Here is a 20,518-nt window from a genome sequence, read left to right on the forward strand (position 1 = left end):
CTTTGCCGGGTTGTAAAAAACCCCTGGCACATCGTTATCTCTGTGCCAGGGGTTTACAGGAGCGGCATCCATGCCAACTGAATGATGTTGTGTATAACCGGGGGACTCCAGGTATTAATTCATCCTTTCCACAATCATGGCTATTCCCTGACCGCCGCCGATACACAGCGTCGCCAGACCCAGCGTTTTATCTCTCGCGGCAAGCGCATGCAGTAATGTCACCAGAATTCGCGCGCCGCTGGCACCGATCGGATGACCAAGCGCAATCGCGCCGCCGTTAATGTTCACCTTCTCTGGGTCGAAGCCCAGCGTCTTGCCGACGGCGAGGAACTGCGCGGCAAACGCCTCATTGGCTTCAATCAGATCGATATCCGAAAGCTGTAGTCCGCTGTATTGCAGCGCCTTTTGCGTGGCGGGCTCCGGCCCCATTCCCATCAGCGCCGGGGCGACGCCGCCGCTGGCGTAGGCCTTAATGCGTGCCAACGGTTTCAGCCCCGCCGCCAGTGCCGCCGATTCTTCCATTACCACCAGCGCCGCCGCACCGTCGTTGATCCCTGAGGCGTTACCGGCGGTGACGGTGCCAGCTTTATCAAATGCCGGACGCAGCGCGGCAAGACCTTCCGCTGTTGAGTCAGCTTTGGGGAATTCATCGCGGTCAAAGACGATGGTTTTCTTCCGCGACGTGACGCTGACCGGCACAATCTCGGCCTGGAAGGCACCAGAATTGATGGCAGCTACCGCTTTTTGCTGGGAGAGCAACGCCAGCTCATCCTGCATTTCGCGGCTGATACCGTATTCGCGGGCGACGTTTTCGGCGGTGATCCCCATGTGATAGCCGTGGGTGGCACAGAGCAGGCCATCGCGCAAAATCACATCTGATAACTGACCGTCGCCGAGGCGATAGCCCCAGCGGGCTTTCGCATCCAGCAGATACGGTGCCAGACTCATGTTTTCCATGCCGCCGGCGACCAACGCCTGCGCCTGACCGGCCTGAATCGCCTGGGCGGCCAGCGCGACGCTTTTCAGGCCGGAGCCGCAGACTTTGTTGACGGTAAAACCGCAGACCGTCTCGCTAAGGCCGCTCTTTAGCAGCGCCTGGCGCGCCGGGTTTTGTCCCAGACCGGCCTGCAGCACGTTGCCCATGATCACTTCATCCACGCGCTGCGGATCGAGTTGTGCGCGTTCCAGCGCGGCGCTAATCACGGTTGCGCCAAGATCGATGGCGCTGGTTGTTGCCAGCGCGCCGTTGAAGCTGCCGATGGCGGTACGTGCTGCGCTGACGATGACACAATTTTTCATCTTCTGTTCCTTAAAAGTGAGTGGCTGCCGTCAGAAAAAGGTCAGGCCGACAACAAAAATGACGCCGGAGAAAAGCAGGGCGGTGATGCAGTAACCCATGATGTCGCGAACCCCCAGCCCGGCGATGGCCAGTGCGGGAAGCGCCCAGAAGGGTTGCGCCATGTTCATCCACTGCTCGCCGTAGGCGATCGCCATGACGGACTTGCCGAGATCGGCTCCTAACGCCTGCGCGGCTGGCATGACGAACGGTCCCTGAATAACCCAGTGACCGCCGCCTGACGGCACGGCAAAGTTGATCAGCGCGGAGCTGAAGAAGGTCATGACCGGGAAGGTGTCTTTATTGGCGACGTTGATGAAGAATTCGGTGATAAGTCCCCCGAGGCCGGAATGTTCCATCATTAACTGGATCCCGGCATAGAACGGGAACTGCACCAGGATACCGGCGGTGCTGCGCGCGGCGGCGCTAATGGCGCGCATATAGGCCATTGGCGTTTTGTGCAGCAGTAGACCGGCAATCATGAACATCAGGTTGACGGTGTTGATGGTGATGTTGAATCCTTTCTCGGCGAAGTAGATCCCGAGATAGGCGATGCCTAATGCCCCAATGATCAGCGCCAGGATACGGCTCTCTTCCAGTTTTTCTGACGGAGGCGCATTTGCCGGCAAGGTCTTCTGGAAATCAGGCTCTTCCATCAACAGTTTCGGATCGACGCTGACCACATCTGACGGTTTTGGCGTCATCATGCGAGTGATAAACGGCATGACCACAATCAACCCGAGAGTGATGAAGATGTTGAAACCGGTGAACAGGGTATCGCTGACCGGAATTAAGCCCGCGATGTGTTCAACCGGGTTACCCGGCGTTGCCGCCAGCAGGGGCATCGAACCGGAGAAGCCGCCGCCCCAGGTCAGAAAACCGATATAGGCGCAGGCAATCAGCAGCGGATAATCGGAACCCGGCACGCGACGGGCAACTTCACGGGCAAACATCGCCCCAACCACCAGGCCGAAGCCCCAGTTGATGACGCAGGCGACGGAGCCAAAGAAGGTCACCAGCATTACGCCCTGAGCGGGCGTTTTAGCGGCAGACGCGGCGGTGCGCAGCAGGTTTTTCACCGGACCAGAACTGGCCAGCGCGTGGCCTGTCACGATGATCAACGCCATCTGCATCCCGAAGGCCAGCAGGTTCCAGAAGCCGTCCCCCCAGAAACGCACCATCGCGACGGGCGTTTGCGGTGTTAACCACAGCGCGATGCCGAACGTCAGCAGCGTCAGCAGCATGGCGAAAATCAGGGGATCGGGCAGCCAGCGGCTGACAAAGCGCGTCATGAAACGCGAGATACGGCCAATCATGCGTCACCTCGCTGAACGACCAGATCGGCGGCAACGTCAAAGTGAGCTTCGGTTTTTGCGCGCAGGGTATCAAGGTCACACCCGTCGACGATTTCCGTCAGCCACATTTTACCGTCGATAAAGCGGAACACCGCGAGTTCAGTGACCAGCACATGTACCGCATGCTGGGCAGTCAGCGGCATGGTGCAGTGGCGGAGGATTTTCGCCGAGCCGTCTTTCGCGCAGTGCTCCATCGCGATAATGACGTTGCGCGCGCCGGTCACCAGATCCATTGCCCCCCCCATGCCGGGAACCATTTTGCCGGGCACCACCCAGTTCGCGAGGTTGGCCTGTTCATCAACCTGCAACCCGCCCAGAACGCAGGCATCCACATGACCGCCACGGATCAGGGCGAATGACATCGCGCTATCGAACATCGCCGCACCCGGCAAAATCCCGCAGGGTTGTCCGCCAGCGTTCACCAGATCGGGATGCGCGGTGGTGACCGGCCCCAGTCCAAGAAATCCGTTTTCTGATTGCAGAGTGATATGAATGTCATCCGGCAGGTAGTTGGCGACCATCGTCGGCAGGCCAATACCTAAGTTCACGACGTCACCATCATGAAGTTCTTGCGCCACGCGGCGCGCAATACGTTGTTTCGCATCCATTATTTGCTCTCCTGTGGAATGACGATATGGTCGATAACCGCACCGGGGGTGACTATCTGGTCAGGCAGCAGATCGCCTGTCTCAACGAGTTCGTCAGGTTCCACCAGGGTGATATCGGCGGCGAGGGCAATAAGTGGGTTAAAGTTGCGGGCGCTGAGTTGGTAGGTCAGGTTGCCGAGAGGGTCGGCACGGTGCGCGCGGATGAGCGCCAGATCGGCGCGCAACGGGCGCTCCAGCAGCCAGGTTTTTCCGTCGAGCGTCAGGGTTTGTTTGCCATCTTCCACGATGGTGCCGACGCCGGTGGGGGTCAGGAAGCCGCCGAGTCCTGCGCCGCCGCAGCGGATCTGCTCAATCAGCGTACCTTGCGGCACCAGTTGAACCTCCATCTCTTTGGCAATCATCCGACGCCCCGTTTCCGGGTTGGTGCCGATATGAGACGCAATGACTTTGTTTACCCGGCCATTGACGATCAGTGGGCCAATACCGGTATCGACAAAGGCGGTATCGTTGGCGATCAGCGTCAGGTCTCTGACGCCGGATTCAAGTAAGGCTTCGACAAGACGGGGTGGGGTCCCTACCCCCATAAAACCGCCAACCATGATGGTCATGCCGTCACGAAAGAACCCGGCAGCGTTTTGTAAGGTAATCAGTTTTGTTTTCATTATGTTTCCCTTTTGCATACTCCATTTTGGGTACGCAAAGGGAATAGCAAGCGGGATGCCAGAATGGCTAACGGGTGAGGAAATTAATTAACTGATTGAATTAAAAAAGTTATTTGTTTGTGTGCAGTGGGCTTATCGCGCGGAGGCTATGCAGAATTTTGCGCACTGTGCAAAATTCTGCATAGCAGATTCTGGTGCTACAACCCGGCCGTATCGATACCGTATTCCTGCAGTTTGTACATCAGAGCGCGTCGACTGATACCTAACATCAGCGCGGCGCGGGTGCGGTTGCCTTCATGCTGCTCGAGCACCTCGATAATAATTCGCTTCTCTTCACGTTTTATCTCTTCTTTCAGATTGCGTTCACCGGGCTGCGTGGCTTTTATCTCGCTGCTACCACTCACCGGCTGGCGGAGCGGGGCGGGCAGATCTTCAGCAAAAATAACCGCCCCGGTATTCATCACGACCGCCCGCTCAATGACGTTAGACAACTCCCGAATGTTGCCGGGCCAGGGCCAGGTGGTAAGCATCGACATGGCCGCAGGATCGATTTCAATAATATCGCGCTGATTTTCCGAACTGAATTTCTGTAAGAAGTGGTTAGCGAGTAGCGCAATATCTTCCCGTCGTTCACGCAGCGGGGGAAGTTGCAGATGAATGACGTTCAGACGGTAAAACAGGTCTTCGCGGAAGGCGCCTTCTTTTACCATTGCAGGGAGATCCCGGTTGGTGGCGGCAACGATACGGATATCTACCTGAATGGTCTGGTGTCCGCCCACGCGTTCAAACTCTCTTTCCTGCAGGATGCGCAGTAGCTTCGCCTGCAGTACCAGCGGCATTTCGCCAATTTCATCGAGCAGCAGCGTTCCCTGATGGGCGCGTTCAAACAGTCCCTGACGCTGAGTCTGTGCCCCGGTGAAGGCGCCTTTTTCATGACCAAACAGCTCGCTTTCCAGCAGTGACTCCGGCAGCGCGGCACAGTTGATTTTGATAAACGGCCCGTTTGCCCGGCGCGAGTTGTAGTGAATGGCGCGTGCAATCAGCTCTTTACCGGTGCCGCTTTCGCCACTGATCAAGACGTTGGCCTGCGACAGGGCAATTTTTGCCGTGTCTTTGCAGATATCCATCATCCGTGGACTGTTGGTCAGGATATGCCCCCACTGCCAGCTGGTGCTCAGCGCCTGATGCAGGCTGCGGATCTCCTGTTTCATCGCCTGCAATTGCAGTGCGCGTTGGATCAGTAAATTGAGTTCATCGAGATCGAAGGGTTTGATCACGTAGTCAAACGCGCCGCTGCGCAACGCTTCGACGGCGGTTTCGACTTCAGCGTAAGCGGTCATCAGGATCACGGGGATGCGCGGCTGCCGGGTGCGCATGACTTTCAGTGCATCAATCCCGTTCATTTCCGGCATACGGATATCCATCAGCACCACATCCGGCGGTGCGTCGACAAAGCGCTGCAAGGCTTCCTCACCGTTACTGGCGCAGTGCGTTTCATGCCCCTGTAGCGAGAATGCGGTAGTGAGCATGCGACGAACGTTGTCTTCGTCATCCACGATGAGGATACGATAGCGGGTTTTCATACTGACAAATTTCCCTGCGGGTTAATGGGTAAAATGAGGGTAAATGTCGCGCCGCATCCGGGCATGCTGGTGACGCGAATATCGCCCTGATGGGCATTGATGATGCGCTGGCTGAGCGCGAGTCCAAGCCCCGTTCCTGAGGCTTTGGTGGTGAAAAAGGGGTCAAAGATCTTTTTCTGTAGCGCGATATCGATCCCACAGCCGTTGTCTTCAATCGTCACGGCTTGTTGCGTGGCTGAATATTGCCAGGTGCGAATGCGAATTTCGCCGCGCGCGTTGATGGCCTGTACGGCATTAATCAGAATATTGAGGATCACCTGTTTCAACAGTTCGCGATCGGCAACGATGGCAGGTAATCCTTTATCCTGTTCGACGTTGAACGCGATCCGCGCCTGTACACCGGAGGTTTGCACCAGAATCAGCGTCTCTTCGATCAACGAATTAAGCAGCACTTGCTGCCACTGGCTTTGTCGTGGGCGGGAGAAATCCAGCAACTGCTGAATGACTCTATTGATGGAATCAATTTCTTTCAGTACCACGGACAGATATTCCTGATGTACCGGCAGGCTGGTTTGCTGACGGATGATCTGCACATAGCCGCGGATAGCGGTAAGCGGATTACGCACCTCATGCGCCACCCCGGCCATCAGTTCACCCAGCGTGGCAAGTCTCTCCGTCTGGGCCAGGCGACGCTGTGTTTCTTTGCGAGCGGTCAGGTCGGAAAAAATCACCAGTGCGCCGATCAATTCACCATTGGGGTTATGAATGCGGCTGGTGGTGACGCTGAGTTCGATGGTGCGATCGCGCGCCGGAAAACTGACTTCTTGTGCCAGATGTTCTGTACCGTGTGCCAGGGTATCGAGAACCGGGCTGGCAAAATGAGGGTCGGAAAACAGAGTGGCATAAGGCTGACCGACCAGTTCATTCAGCGTGTAGCCGGTAATCATTTCCGCTGCGGGGTTCATGGTGGTGACATCGCCCTGTCTGTCGATAGCAATCACGCCGTCGGCGGCGTTTTCAATGATCAGGTCGTTCAGGGTTTTGGTTTCACGCAGCGTTTGCGCCAGGGCGTTGACGCTGCGGCTGATTTGCCCCAGTTCGCCGGGGAGATTGGGAAGTTGTGCCGGCGTCTTCTGCGCCAGCGTCGACAGACCGTCCGTGATAATGTCGATATTCGCGCCAAGACGTCGGGAAAACAGCACAATCAGTAACAGGCTACAGAGCAGACCCGCCGCCAGTACCGCAATGATGCGCACGTCCATCCTCCAGGCCTGACGCTGAATATCTTCCGTCAGCTCATTTGCCCAGATGTAACCCATCACGTTACCGTCCCGGGTGATGGGGATCATCGAGTTGAGAATATCGCCACGCACCTGGCGACCGGAAAAGACCACCGGGGCATTGCTGCGCATCACTTCACGTCCGGGGTGATCGGCGGCAATCGTCACGCCGACGTTATTTTGATACAGCGCGGAAGGGGCGTAGGTCACAATCGCATCCAGCGCTTTGTTATAGTAGCCCGCGCCAATGCCCGGAAACGCCAGGGTTATCTGTTCGGTGATGGGGCCGAGTTCGGCATTCAGCGCCCGGATCCGCTCCTCCCGTGGCAACGTCGTAAAATCGTCAAAGCGTTCGCCGAGCGCCTGATCGAGCAGGTGTACGACGGCAGATAATTTTTTCTCTTTTTCGGATAAGACTGCTGACCGGCCTTCGGTTTCTACGATATAACCGATCGACAGCGTCGGCACGATGACCATCAGGATCGCCATCAGTATCATTTGATTGCGTAAGCGTCGCGGGTATAACCCTCTCAAAAAGCGCATGCTGGCATCCCTGTGGCTCTGTACGGCAAATGATGATTATCGATGGTTGCGGCAATGGTTTCTCAGCGGTGTATCATATTCCCGCAAACGGAGGCGCGGGCATTGCGACGCCGCGCATTTACCGCTACCTTAACCACACTCCATTTATCGCCTGAGGCGGAGCTTCGCCCTTTTGAAATACCTTGCTTCCTTTCGCACGACACTGAAAATCTCGCGCTACCTGTTCAGAGCGTTGGCGCTGTTGATTTGGCTGCTCATTGCCTTTGCCTCGGTGTTCTACATCGTGAACGCCCTGCATCAGCGGGAATCAGAGATTCGCCAGGAGTTTAATCTCAGTTCCGATCAGGCCCAGCGCTATATTCAGCGCACGGCGGATGTGATGAAAGAGCTCAAGTATATCGCTGAGAACCGCCTGACGGCGGAGAACGGCGTGCTGACTTCGCGGGCGCGTGACGATAAAACCGAGGTCCCGACCTTTCAGCCGCTGTTTGCTGATTCAGACTGTGCGGCAATGGGCAATGCATGGCGCGGATCGCTGGAGTCGCTGGCGTGGTTCATGCGCTACTGGCGCGACAACTTCTCTGCCGCCTACGACCTGAATCGCGTATTTCTCATTGGTAGCGATAATCTCTGCATGGCGAATTTCGGCCTGCGCGATATGCCCGTCGAGCGCGATAACGCGCTGAAAACGCTGCACGAGCGGATTATGAAGTACCGCAATGCGCCGCAGGATGAGTCCGGAAGCAATCTTTACTGGGTAGGGCAGGGGCCGCGTCCGGGGATCGGGTATTTCTACGCGCTGACGCCGGTCTATCTGGCAAACCGTCTGCAGGCGCTGTTAGGCGTTGAGCAGTCCATTCGGATGGAAAATTTCTTTACGCCGGGCAGTCTGCCGATGGGGGTGACCATTCTGGATGAAAATGGTCATGCGCTGATTTCACTGACCGGACCGGAAGGCACCATTAAGGCGGAGCCTCGCTGGATGCAGGAGCGTTCCTGGTTTGGCTATACGCCGGGTTTTCGTGAACTGGTGCTGAAGAAAAACCTGCCGCCGTCCTCGCTGAGCATTGTCTATTCCGTCCCGGTTGATCTGGTGCTGGAACGGATCCGGATGCTGATTCTGAATGCCATTCTGCTGAACGTGCTGGTGGGCGCGGCGCTGTTTACTCTCGCGCGGATGTACGAACGGCGGATCTTTATTCCGGCGGAAAGCGACGCCCAGCGTCTGGAAGAGCATGAGCAGTTTAACCGTAAGATTGTCGCTTCCGCGCCGGTCGGGATCTGCATTCTGCGCACCGTTGACGGTATTAACATTCTCAGTAATGAGCTGGCGCACACGTATCTGAACATGCTCACCCATGAGGACCGACAGAGGCTGACGCAAATCATCTGCGGACAGCAGGTGAACTTTGTCGATGTGCTGACCAGTAATAACACCAACCTGCAGATTAGCTTCGTCCATTCCCGCTATCGCAATGAAAACGTGGCGATCTGTGTGCTGGTGGATGTCTCCGCCCGCGTCAAAATGGAGGAGTCGTTGCAGGAGATGGCGCAGGCGGCTGAGCAGGCGAGTCAGTCGAAATCGATGTTCCTGGCGACCGTCAGCCACGAGCTGCGTACCCCGCTGTATGGCATCATCGGTAACCTCGATCTGCTGCAAACCAAAGCGTTACCCAAAGGGGTCGATCGCCTGGTGACGGCGATGAATAACTCTTCCAGTCTGCTGCTGAAAATCATCAGCGACATTCTCGACTTCTCGAAAATTGAATCTGAGCAGTTGAAAATTGAGCCGCGTGAATTCTCACCGCGCGAGGTGATGAGCCACATTACGGCGAACTATTTGCCGCTGGTGGTGCGCAAGCAGATAGGGTTGTACTGCTTTATCGAACCGAATGTGCCGGTTGCCCTCAATGGCGATCCGATGCGCCTGCAACAGGTGATTTCTAACCTGCTCAGTAATGCGATTAAATTCACCGACATTGGCTGCATCGTACTGCATGTTAGCCGTGACGATGATTACCTCAGTATTCGGGTGCGGGATACCGGCGTAGGGATCCCGGCGAAAGAGGTGGTGCGCCTGTTCGACCCGTTTTTCCAGGTCGGTACCGGCGTGCAGCGCAATTTCCAGGGGACGGGGCTGGGACTGGCGATTTGCGAAAAGCTGATCAGCATGATGGACGGCGACATTTCGGTCGATTCTGAACCGGGGATGGGCAGCCAGTTTACGGTGCGTATTCCGCTGTATGGCGCGCAGTATCCGGCGAAAAAAGGTCTCGATGGACTCGCCAGAACACGCTGTTGGCTGGCGGTGCGTAATGCCTCGCTGTGTCAATTTATTGAAAACAGCCTGACGCGCAACGGCGTCGAAGTGATGCGTTATGAAGGCCAACCTCCGGCGAGTGACGATGTATTGATCGCTGACGATGAGCTGGAACAGCCCTGGCAGGGGCGTGCGGCGGTTATTTTCTGTCGCCGTCACATTGGCATTCCGCTGGAAAGGGTGCCGGGGGAATGGGTTCACAGCGTCGCGTCGCCGCATGAACTGCCGGCGCTGCTGGCCCGGATCTACAGTATTGAACTCGACGATGACGAGCTCTCTTCCGCGTTACCGGCCCCGGAAAAAGCGGCGGCCACCAATGATGACATGATGATCCTGGTGGTTGACGATCATCCAATCAACCGTCGCCTGTTGGCCGATCAGTTGGGTTCGCTGGGGTATCAGTGCAAGACCGCGAATGACGGCGTGGATGCCCTGAACGTGCTAAGCAAAAACCACATCGATATCGTGCTGAGCGACGTCAACATGCCGAATATGGACGGCTATCGTCTGACGCAGCGTATTCGTCAGTTGGGGCTGACGCTACCGGTAGTCGGGGTGACGGCAAACGCCTTAGCCGAAGAGAAGCAGCGCTGTCTGGAGTCGGGGATGGACAGCTGTCTGTCGAAGCCGGTCACGCTGGACATTCTCAAGCAGACGCTGGCGGTGTATGCGGAGCGGGTCAGGAAAACACGGGGTTAAAAATGCCGGATGGCGGCTTTGCCTTATCCGGCCTACAGAACGGGGATGTTTTCCGTAATGAGTAGGCCTGATAAGCGGAGCGCCATCAGGCATTTTGCAACGGAAAGAGAAATTAGTCTTTGTCTGCCGGGCTCAGGGTCACGGAAGAAAGATAGTTCAGCAGTGCGATATCGTTCTCAACGCCCAGTTTCATCATGGCTGATTTCTTCTGGCTGCTGATGGTTTTGATACTGCGGTTCAGTTTCTTGGCGATTTCAGTGACCAGGAAACCCTCGGCAAACAGACGCAGGACTTCACTCTCTTTCGGAGAGAGACGTTTGTCGCCGTAGCCGCCCGCACTGATTTTTTCCAGCAGGCGAGAGACGCTTTCCGGGGTGAACTTTTTGCCTTTTTGCAGCGCCGCGAGCGCTTTCGGCAGATCGGTTGGCGCGCCCTGTTTCAGGACAATTCCTTCGATGTCGAGATCAAGAACCGCGCTCAGGATTGCCGGGTTATTGTTCATGGTCAGAACAATGATCGACAGGCTCGGAAAATGGCGCTTGATATATTTGATCAGAGTGATCCCATCGCCGTACTTGTCGCCCGGCATGGAGAGATCGGTAATCAACACGTGCGCATCTAATTTTGGCAGGTTGTTGATCAGTGCTGTGGAGTCTTCAAATTCGCCAACAACATTCACCCACTCGATTTGCTCAAGTGATTTGCGAATACCGAACAGTACAATCGGATGGTCATCGGCAATAATTACGTTCATATTGTTCATGTAAAGGCTACCTTGCTACAGCAAGCTCTTGACGTAGGCGTCAATGTCGCTGATGTATTTTTCTATTCCTGGAGCATCTTTCTCGCGAATCAGATGTTCCAGCGTTTCACATAACTGCTTGCCGGGTACCAGATTTAGCATGGCAAACACGCCTTTCAGGCGGTGAGCCGTTTGGGCTAGCGCAGCAAAATCGCTGATTGCTGCCTCAGTATACAACCTCTTAACATCATCCGGTACTGTGTCTACAAATAGTGCGTAATAACCGCTGGCATGAAGTTCGGCGTTTTCATCACCTCCCAGAGGGGATTCCGGGATCGCTTCCTGCGCCAGTTGCTCTTCAATTAGTTGTAGTACAGCTTCCTGCATAGCGTTGCTCATATTAAAGTTGACGCGAAGCTGGCCAGGGCCTATTTTCCGCACGCCTGACTCATCATCGCTTAAAAGCAAGCCGGAGGCAGTAAGATTAGACGGATTATCAGTTAAAAAGAGATCATATTCTTGACTTATGAGTCTCTCATCCGGGGTGATGCAGGTCGCCCCCCAGTTTTCCAACTGACGAAGCACAATGTTGCGAACCTCGTTAGAGGTCACGTCGATCATGACGCTGACATCATCCAGCAGACGCTCTTCGTCTTCTCTATGCTGGTCGAGCGGAGTCATTTTAACATGGACTGTATAGCGTGTACCCAGCGCATCTCGCGCTTTTATGTTCAAATGCCCGCCGAGTTTACGTGCCAACTGATCGCATAGCCAGAAGGCCAGCGGATTGGCTTTGCCGTAACGATCTTTCTGCGTCTCGCTGATGAACGGGAAATGTAGGTTGTCGATTTCGCTTAACGTCACGCCTTCACCGGTATCCAGAATGCGGAAAGTCAGGCGCTCCGCCACCGACTCATCCTGACTTACCTCAAGCGTGATTTTACCAATCTGGGTGGTCGTCACCGCGTACTGCATCAACAACAGTAAGATCCGTCGCAGCGCATCGCGATCGCCACGCCGCTCGTCGTTGGCCTTCAGATGGTTGTTGATGAGCAGTTGCAGCCCTTTGCGCTTCATGGCCGGCAGCACTTCCGGTACGACTTCGTCAATCAGCGCCTGAACCGAGAAGAGGGTCGGCTCGCTCTTCCAGGCGTCGCTTTCCAGCATGTTCGCCAGTTGAATTTCATCGATCATGCGGATCAATACATCGGCATGATTCGCCAGTTGCTGTGCATCAGACGTTTGCACCTGCGCGACCTCCGCCGCCAGCTTTTTGACCGGGTCTTTTAACGCCTCGCTGATGTTTTGCATAAAGGCGGTGCGGCCCTGCTGATTTTTTTCGTACAACCGCTGTGCCTGTTTGAGCTTTTTGTTCACCAGCACTTCACGATCCTGGTCACGGATAATAAAGATCTGGGTGCGCGGAGCGACCTGGCTGCGGAACAGGCGTATCTCATACAGCTCATTATTGACGGTTGCCTGGATCACGCCCTGATGCTGTTCCGCCATACTGGTGATGTTTTGCAGATTCAGATGCGGCAACAGATGGTCGGCAATTTTGTTACTCATCACCGTGCGGTTCGCCTCCTGGTCATGCACCAGCAGACCCAGCGGCAGCAGGGAGACAATTTCTTCATTAATCGCACGCAGAATACGTAGCTCATTATTGGCCGCGGTATTCGGCGCGACTTCGGTTGTGCGTCCCGGCTGGTTACGAAAGGTGGTATAGCCAAACAGCGCGAGGGCCAGCAGGCCAATATTCAGCAACAGCGGTAACAGGATGTTTTGCAGCGTATCGAGCAACAGCGTACCGAACGGCACCTGCCAGACCAGTCGCATTCCCGTCGAGTTCAGCGCCGAAGAGATTTCAATTTTCGAACTGTTAAAGCTGATGCTTACGCTGTCTGGTGATTCTTTATCCGCGTTGCGTGTGCTGACTGGGGTGGTGTCAGGCTCAAGGCGGAAGCTGTCCAGCGGCATGCCGGGGGGAATTAAGTCATTGATGGGCAGATCAAATGCGACAACGGTCGCCAGATGCCCCGGCTGGTTAAAGGTGGTCCGCAGGGTAAAGTAGTGGCCGTTTTGCCAGGCCAGACGACGCAGCGATGAAAAGCTTTCCCGCTCGTCCAGCGCATTGGCCTGCTGAAGCATCTCGGCCCGGCGTGAGTCGACAATGCTGCCAATGGTTGACTCTTTAAATCCCGAAGAGAGGTCTTTCAACGGCAGCGTCGAGATGAGGGTCAGACTGTTGTCCTGCCCGTTGAGATAATACATGGACCACGGCACCGTTTCGGCACCCCACAGCGTGTCGAGGTAGGTCGAGATGCGCTGTGTCATTTCCAGCGTTGAACTGTCATGCGAGCCAAAGATCAGCGCTTCGGTTTTACGACGCGGTTTTTCGAGATAGTAAACGTCCTGTTTCAGGCGCGTTTCCTGCAATCCTTCGCTGCTCGATGGATTCGTGGTCGCCGCGATGTTGTCATAGATTTGCCAGGTCGCGTAACGCCAGGTATCGACACGCTTATGGATAGCATGTGTGATATCGACGATTTGATAGCTCTTATCTTTTAGCCATGCGTTAACCGCGCTTTGCACCATCACGCCCATCGTTACCAGCAACACAATGATCAGCAATAAAAAGAAACGGGTAATGCTTCCCGGCAGGAGGGAGAATCGGGACGTAGCCGTTGTATCAGACTGACTCATTCGTGGTTATGACCTGTAAAACAACGCCGAAGGTGAAAGGGCAGTATAAAGGGTACGGTGTGAATTTCCACATTCTCTACTCATTGATGTTCTGCATTTTTTGCCAAAAAGAATTCATCGGTTAGATGACGTAAAAGTGTACAGCCCCGCAAGCTACGTACAAATATGACCCGACGCGTGATGACAAATAGCACGAAATAACAAGAAATCGGTTTCTGATATCAGTCAGTGACTGAATGAAGGTAAATAGTTAATAGTTGTTATTATTTTTGTGCGGTAGCACATAAAGAGAAAATAAGTGTAAAGAAGGGTAAAAAAAAACCGGACGCATCGCATCCGGTTGAAATAGGGGTAAACAGACATTCAGAAATGAATGACGGTAATAAATAAAGTTAATGATGATAGCGAGAGATATTTTAGTGATGCGCGACGATTTTGTTTTGTCATTCAGTGCTATGAAATTTATTTTAGTAACCTCTTGTTTTTGTTGTTATTTTTATATTTCTTGAGTGATTGTGCTTATTTTTTGTCTTTTTGAAGCAAAAAAAAAGTTCCCTCATATTTACATTTTGAAACACCTATGTGGATAAATGAAACATCTTAAAAGTTTTAGTATCATATTCGTGTTGGATTATTCTGCAATTTTGAGGAGAATGAACTTGCCGACTGGTTAATGAGGGTTAATCAGTATGCAGTGGCATAAAAAAGCAAATAAAGGCATATAACAGAGGGTTAATAACATGAAAGTTAAAGTACTGTCCCTCCTGGTACCAGCACTGCTGGTAGCAGGCGCAGCAAATGCGGCTGAAATTTACAACAAAGACGGCAACAAATTAGACCTGTTCGGTAAAGTCGACGGTCTGCATTATTTCTCCGATGACAAGAGTCTTGATGGCGATCAGACCTATATGCGTATCGGCTTCAAAGGCGAAACTCAGGTTAACGATCAGATCACCGGTTACGGCCAGTGGGAGTATCAGATCCAGGGTAACGCACCTGAATCCGAAAACAACTCCTGGACTCGTGTCGCATTTGCGGGTCTGAAATTCGGCGACGCGGGTTCTTTCGACTACGGTCGTAACTACGGCGTTGTGTATGACGTTACGTCCTGGACCGACGTTCTGCCAGAATTCGGTGGCGACACCTACGGTTCTGACAACTTCATGCAGCAGCGTGGTAACGGCTTTGCGACTTACCGTAACGCTGATTTCTTCGGTCTGGTTGATGGCCTGAACTTTGCCCTGCAGTATCAGGGTAAAAACGGCAGCCCGTCAGGCGAAGGTGCTGATGACTTAGCTTACACTGGCGTGACTAACAACGGTCGTGGAGCGCTGCGTCAGAACGGCGACGGTGTCGGCGGTTCCGTGACTTATGACATCGGTGAAGGCTTCGGTCTGGGTGCAGCAGTGAGCAGCTCCAAACGTACTGATGAGCAGAACAAAGCGATTTATCTTGGTAACGGCGATCGCGCTGAAACCTACACCGGCGGCCTGAAATACGACGCTAACAACGTTTATCTGGCAGCACAGTACACCCAGACCTACAACGCAACGCGCGTAGGCGGCGAAGGGTGGGCAAACAAAGCGCAGAACTTCGAAGTGGTTGCTCAGTACCAGTTCGACTTCGGTCTGCGTCCGTCCGTTGCTTACCTGCAGTCCAAAGGTAAAAACCTGGGGACTCTCAACGGTCGTAACTACGACGATGAAGATCTGCTGAAATATGTTGATGTTGGCGCAACCTATTACTTCAACAAAAACATGTCCACCTACGTTGATTACAAAATCAACCTGCTGGATGACAACAGCTTCACTCGTGATGCCGGTATCAGCACCGACGACATCGTTGCACTGGGCCTGGTTTACCAGTTCTAAGTTTGCTTAATGTCGATAAAAGGCCCTGCGGGGCCTTTTTTTGTGCGGTTCTACGACGCACAATCGGCGGTTTTTGGTGTACTCTTGCGCCTCTTTTGCAGGAGAACAATCACGTATGGAAATGAACATTGCTCGCGTGGCCTTACTGGCGATGACCGTCTTTTTTACCGGGTGCGATAACGCGCCGGACGCGGCGCAAACGCCAGCGACGGCTCCGGTAGTGCTGGAAGGGAAAACGATGGGCACCTTCTGGCGCGTGAGTGTGGTCGGTATTGATGCTAACGCGTCAGCGGCGCTACAAACGAAAATTCAGACGCAACTGGATGCCGACGACCAGTTGCTCTCAACCTATAAAAATGATTCGGCGCTGATGCGCTTCAACCTGTCGAAAAGCCTTTCTCCCTGGCCTGTCAGCGAAGCGATGGCGGATATTGTGACCTCAGCGCTGCGTATTGGGCAAAAAACGCAGGGCGCGATGGACATCACCGTCGGGCCATTGGTGAATTTGTGGGGATTTGGTCCCGACAAGCAGCCGGTCCAGATCCCGACGCAGGCGCAAATTGATGCGGCAAAAGCCAACAGCGGGTTGCAGCACCTGACGGTGATCAACCAGGCGAAACAACAGTATCTGCAAAAAGATCTGCCGGATTTGTTTGTCGATCTCTCCACCGTCGGTGAAGGTTACGCTGCCGATCACCTGGCACAGTTGATGGAGCGGGAAGGTATTGCCCGCTATCTGGTCTCTGTCGGCGGGGCGCTGAACAGTCGTGGGATGAACGCCGAAGGGCATCCGTGGCGGGTGGCGATCCAGAAACCCACCGATCGCGAGAATGCGGTTCAGGCGGTGGTGGATATTAACGGGCACGGCATCAGTACCTCCGGCAGTTACCGCAACTATTACGAGCTGAACGGCAAACGCCTCACCCATGTTATCGATCCGCAAACGGGTCGTCCCATTGAGCACAATCTGGTGTCGGTGACGGTGATTGCGCCAACGGCGCTGGAGGCGGATGGCTGGGATACCGGGCTGATGGTGCTCGGCACGGAGAAAGCCAAAGAGGTCGTACGCCAGGAAGGATTGGCGGTGTATATGATCATCAAAGAGGGGGAGGGATTCAAAACCTGGATGTCGCCACAATTTGAAAGCTTCCTCATCCGTGAACAAAATTAAAAAGCAAGATTGCGGGTTTTCGAGTGACGGGTTTCGGACACACTGCAGCTAAGCAGGCACTATGCTTAACGAAGGAGTCCAGAATGAAAAATTATCAACGCGTAAATGACGATCAGCGCTGGCAGTCGGTGTTAGAACGCGATTCTGACGCTGACGGTCAGTTTGTTTTTGCCGTGCAAACGACCGGGATCTTTTGTCGACCATCGTGTACGGCAAAACATGCGCTGCGTAAAAATGTCCGCTTCTTTCCCGACGCGCAGGCCGCGCTGATGGCTGGGTTTCGCCCGTGTAAACGCTGTCAGCCGGATAAAGCCAACGCCCAGCAGCACCGGCTGGATAAAATCACGCATGCCTGTCAGCTTCTGGAGCAGGAGAGCCCAATAACGCTCAATGTTCTGGCTGAGAAGGTGGCGATGAGCCCGTATCATCTGCATCGCTTGTTCAAAGCCACAACCGGGATGACGCCAAAAGCCTGGCAGCAATCGTATCGCGCCCGCCGCCTGCGCGACGCCCTGAGTCACGGCGAAAGCGTGACCCAGGCGATTCTGAATGCCGGTTTTCCAGACAGCAGCAGCTACTATCGTAACGCCGATGCGGCGCTTGGGATGACGGCAAAACAGTTCCGCCGTGGCGGTGACAAACTGGCCGTGCGCTATGCGCTGGCCGATTGCTCACTTGGACGCTGTCTGGTGGCGGAGAGCGAGCGGGGGATTTGCGCCATTTTGTTAGGGGATGACGATGTGGCGCTGATTGCTGAACTGCGGACCTTGTTCCCGGCCGCTCAGGGTCACCCTGCCGACGCCCATTTTCAGCAGCGCATCCACCGCGTTATTGCCAGTATTGACGGGCGCGACGCGGCGCTGACGTTGCCGCTGGATATTCAGGGCACCGCGTTTCAGCAGCAGGTCTGGCAGGCGCTGCGCACGATTCCTTACGGGGCGACCGTCAGCTATCAGCAACTGGCAAAAGCGATCGGCAAGCCGAAAGCGGTTCGTGCGGTCGCCAGCGCCTGTGGCGCGAACAAACTGGCGATCGTGATCCCCTGTCACCGCGTTGTCCGGGGTGATGGTTCGCTTTCCGGTTATCGCTGGGGCGTGTCGCGCAAGGCGCAGATCCTGCGGCGTGAATCGCCTGATGAGGGAGCATAATGCTCGATCTGTTTGCCGATTCGCAGCCCTGGCAGGAACCGCTGGCACCCGGCGCTGTCATTTTGCGCCGCTTTGCCTTCCGCGCGGCGCCGCAACTGGTACAGGAGATTGAGACGGTCGCCCACTGCTCGCCGTTTCGCCAGATGATCACCCCCGGCGGCTACACGATGTCGGTGGCGATGACCAACTGTGGGCGGCTGGGCTGGACGACCGACAGCCGCGGCTACCTCTATTCGCCTGTCGATCCGTTGACGGGACTCGCCTGGCCCGACTTCCCACCGTCCTTCCTGCGTCTGAGTCAGCAGGCGGCGACGGCGGCGGGCTATGCGGATTATCAGCCGGACGCCTGCCTGATCAACCGCTATGTGCCTGGCGCAAAGCTTTCCTTGCATCAGGATAAAGACGAGCCGGATCTGCGCGCGCCAATCGTCTCTGTCTCGCTGGGCTTACCGGCTGTCTTTCAGTTTGGCGGTCTGAAACGTAGCGATCCGCTGACGCGCATTCTGCTGGAACACGGTGACGTGGTGGTCTGGGGAGGAGAATCACGTCTGTTTTACCACGGGATTCAGCCGTTGAAGGCCGGGTTCCATCCGATGACCGCCGATTGTCGTTACAATCTGACTTTTCGCCAGGCGGGTAAAAAAGAATAAAAATAAGAATTATTATTGCTGAACGCGTTGAGACGTTTAAACTGCGGGCTGTTATTCCTTGTCCGGGTTGTATGAATGGAACTACTTCTTCTTGTCTGGCGGCAGTATCGCTGGCCATTTATTAGCGTGATGGCGCTCAGCCTCGTCAGCGCGGCGCTGGGGATTGGTCTTATCGCTTTTATCAACCAGCGTCTTATTGAGACCGCAGATCCCTCTCTGCTGGTTTTACCGGAATTTCTGGGATTGCTGTTGCTGTTGATGGCGGTGACGCTGGGCTCACAGCTGGCGCTCACCACGCTGGGACACCACTTTGTCTTCCGTCTGCGCAGTGAATTCATCAAACGTATTCTCGATACGCACGTTGAACGTATTGAGCAACTGGGCAGCGCCTCTCTGCTGGCCGGGTTGACCAGCGACGTGCGCAACATCACCATTGCCTTTGTCCGTCTGCCTGAACTGGTTCAGGGGATCATCCTGACCGTCGGCTCGGCGGCGTATCTGGCGATGCTGTCGACCAAAATGCTGCTGGTCACGGCTATCTGGATGATCATTACCATCTGGGGCGGTTTTATGCTGGTATCGCGGGTTTATCGGCATATGGCGACGCTGCGCGAAACCGAGGATAAACTGTATAACGATTATCAGACGGTGCTGGAAGGACGCAAAGAGCTGACGCTCAACCGCGAGCGCGCGGAGCATATTTTCACCCACCTCTATATTCCGGATGCCAAAGCGTATCGCCACCATATTATTCGCGCCGATACCTTCCACCTCAGTGCCGTAAACTGGTCGAATATCATGATGCTCGGCGCGATTGGTCTGGTGTTCTGGATGGCAAACAGCCTCGGCTGGGCGGATACCAACGTCGCGGCAACCTACTCGTTAACGCTACTGTTCCTGCGTACACCGCTGCTGTCGGCGGTGGGGGCATTACCCACGCTGCTGACGGCGCAGGTCGCTTTCAACAAGCTGAACAAATTCGCGCTGGCGCCATTTAAGGCTGAGTTCCCGCGCCCGCAGGCCTTCCCGGGATGGAAAACCCTCGAACTGCGTAACGTCATGTTCCACTATCAGGACAACGCGTTCTCCGTAGGACCGGTGAATCTGACGATTAACCGCGGTGAATTGCTGTTTTTAATCGGCGGCAACGGCAGCGGTAAATCGACGTTGGCGATGCTGCTGACGGGGCTATATCAGCCACAGTCCGGGGAGATCCTGCTGGACGGTAAGCCTGTCAGTGCCGAAAAGCCGGAAGATTATCGTAAGCTCTTTTCGGCGGTGTTTACCGACGTCTGGCTGTTTGACCAACTGCTGGGACCGGAAGGTAAACCGGCCGATCCTGCACTGGTTGAAAAGTGGCTTGAGCACCTGAAAATGGCGCACAAGCTGGAACTGAGCGATGGCCGGATCCTGAATCTGAAACTGTCGAAGGGGCAGAAAAAGCGCGTGGCGCTGCTGCTGGCGCTGGCGGAAGATCGCGACATTATTCTGCTCGACGAGTGGGCGGCCGATCAGGATCCGCACTTCCGCCGCGAGTTTTACCAGGTGCTGCTGCCGTTAATGCAGGAGATGGGGAAAACCATTTTTGCCATCAGCCACGACGACCATTATTTTATTCATGCCGACCGTTTGCTGGAAATGCGCAACGGACAGGTGAGTGAACTGGTGGGTGATGAGCGTGACGCTGCATCACGCGATGCGGTCGCGCGCACGGCCTGAGCTATCTGACCATTGTCCCGATGGCGCAACGCTTTTCGGGACAGCGGTTCTTTTTTTATCCATCTGACGCCCCCGTTTATTGTTATTTACATAACCTCGCGCCATGCTTAATGGCATCTCATATC

Annotated in this window: 14 protein-coding genes; 6 read left to right on the top strand and 8 right to left on the bottom strand. The window is 55.0% G+C overall.

The window, feature by feature from the left end; translation table 11 throughout:
• Window positions 1-114 precede the first annotated feature (114 nt).
• The 6 genes from GBC03_13195 to atoS all read right to left on the bottom strand — a co-directional run bounded on the left by GBC03_13195 (window position 115) and on the right by atoS (window position 7,367).
• Window positions 115-1,299, bottom strand: coding sequence for an acetyl-CoA C-acyltransferase (locus GBC03_13195; GenBank protein ID QFS71095.1), 1,185 nt, complete (start codon window positions 1,297-1,299; stop codon window positions 115-117).
• Between the two features lie 30 nt (window positions 1,300-1,329).
• Complete coding sequence (locus GBC03_13200) at window positions 1,330-2,652, bottom strand: TIGR00366 family protein (protein ID QFS71096.1); 1,323 nt, start codon at window positions 2,650-2,652, stop codon at window positions 1,330-1,332.
• Complete coding sequence (locus GBC03_13205) at window positions 2,649-3,299, bottom strand: 3-oxoacid CoA-transferase subunit B (GenBank protein ID QFS71097.1); 651 nt, start codon at window positions 3,297-3,299, stop codon at window positions 2,649-2,651. The genes GBC03_13200 and GBC03_13205 overlap by 4 nt, the downstream gene beginning before the upstream one ends.
• A complete protein-coding gene (gene atoD, locus GBC03_13210) occupies window positions 3,299-3,961 on the bottom strand; it encodes an acetate CoA-transferase subunit alpha (GenBank protein QFS71098.1) in 663 nt (220 codons plus the stop codon). Before atoD ends, GBC03_13205 begins: the two co-directional genes overlap by 1 nt.
• Window positions 3,962-4,158: 197 nt before the next feature.
• The gene (gene atoC, locus GBC03_13215) at window positions 4,159-5,544 is read right to left on the bottom strand and encodes an acetoacetate metabolism transcriptional regulator AtoC (protein QFS71099.1); all 1,386 of its coding nucleotides are present in this window, start codon (window positions 5,542-5,544) and stop codon (window positions 4,159-4,161) included.
• Window positions 5,541-7,367 carry a two-component system sensor histidine kinase AtoS gene (atoS, locus tag GBC03_13220; GenBank protein QFS71100.1) on the bottom strand — a complete coding sequence of 609 codons (1,827 nt, stop codon included), beginning with the start codon at window positions 7,365-7,367 and terminating at the stop codon, window positions 5,541-5,543. Before atoS ends, atoC begins: the two co-directional genes overlap by 4 nt.
• Window positions 7,368-7,539: 172 nt before the next feature.
• Here atoS and rcsC point away from each other — a divergent pair, with 172 nt between their 5' ends.
• The gene (gene rcsC, locus GBC03_13225; protein QFS71101.1) at window positions 7,540-10,386 is read left to right on the top strand and encodes a two-component system sensor histidine kinase RcsC; all 2,847 of its coding nucleotides are present in this window, start codon (window positions 7,540-7,542) and stop codon (window positions 10,384-10,386) included.
• 112 nt (window positions 10,387-10,498) lie between these two features.
• Here the strand turns inward: rcsC and rcsB are convergent, their stop codons facing one another.
• Both rcsB and rcsD read right to left on the bottom strand, forming a co-directional pair.
• Window positions 10,499-11,149, bottom strand: coding sequence for a transcriptional regulator RcsB (gene rcsB / locus GBC03_13230; protein ID QFS71102.1), 651 nt, complete (start codon window positions 11,147-11,149; stop codon window positions 10,499-10,501).
• Window positions 11,150-11,164: 15 nt separating this feature from the next.
• On the bottom strand, window positions 11,165-13,834 hold the full coding sequence (gene rcsD, locus GBC03_13235) for a phosphotransferase RcsD (GenBank protein QFS71103.1): 2,670 nt from the start codon (window positions 13,832-13,834) through the stop codon (window positions 11,165-11,167).
• A 740-nt stretch (window positions 13,835-14,574) separates the two neighbouring features.
• Here rcsD and ompC point away from each other — a divergent pair.
• The 5 genes from ompC to GBC03_13260 all read left to right on the top strand — a co-directional run bounded on the left by ompC (window position 14,575) and on the right by GBC03_13260 (window position 20,393).
• Window positions 14,575-15,705, top strand: coding sequence for a porin OmpC (gene ompC / locus GBC03_13240; GenBank protein QFS71104.1), 1,131 nt, complete (start codon window positions 14,575-14,577; stop codon window positions 15,703-15,705).
• Between the two features lie 115 nt (window positions 15,706-15,820).
• A complete protein-coding gene (gene apbE / locus GBC03_13245) occupies window positions 15,821-16,876 on the top strand; it encodes an FAD:protein FMN transferase ApbE (GenBank protein ID QFS71105.1) in 1,056 nt (351 codons plus the stop codon).
• An 83-nt stretch (window positions 16,877-16,959) separates the two neighbouring features.
• Window positions 16,960-18,024, top strand: coding sequence for a bifunctional DNA-binding transcriptional regulator/O6-methylguanine-DNA methyltransferase Ada (gene ada, locus GBC03_13250; protein ID QFS71106.1), 1,065 nt, complete (start codon window positions 16,960-16,962; stop codon window positions 18,022-18,024).
• On the top strand, window positions 18,024-18,674 hold the full coding sequence (gene alkB, locus GBC03_13255) for a DNA oxidative demethylase AlkB (GenBank protein ID QFS71107.1): 651 nt from the start codon (window positions 18,024-18,026) through the stop codon (window positions 18,672-18,674). The genes ada and alkB overlap by 1 nt, the downstream gene beginning before the upstream one ends.
• Before the next feature lie 75 nt (window positions 18,675-18,749).
• Window positions 18,750-20,393 carry a multidrug ABC transporter permease/ATP-binding protein gene (locus GBC03_13260; protein ID QFS71108.1) on the top strand — a complete coding sequence of 548 codons (1,644 nt, stop codon included), beginning with the start codon at window positions 18,750-18,752 and terminating at the stop codon, window positions 20,391-20,393.
• Window positions 20,394-20,518 lie beyond the last annotated feature (125 nt).

Origin of the sequence: Citrobacter telavivensis (genome assembly GCA_009363175.1) — a bacterium.
GTDB lineage: Bacteria > Pseudomonadota > Gammaproteobacteria > Enterobacterales > Enterobacteriaceae > Citrobacter_A > Citrobacter_A telavivensis.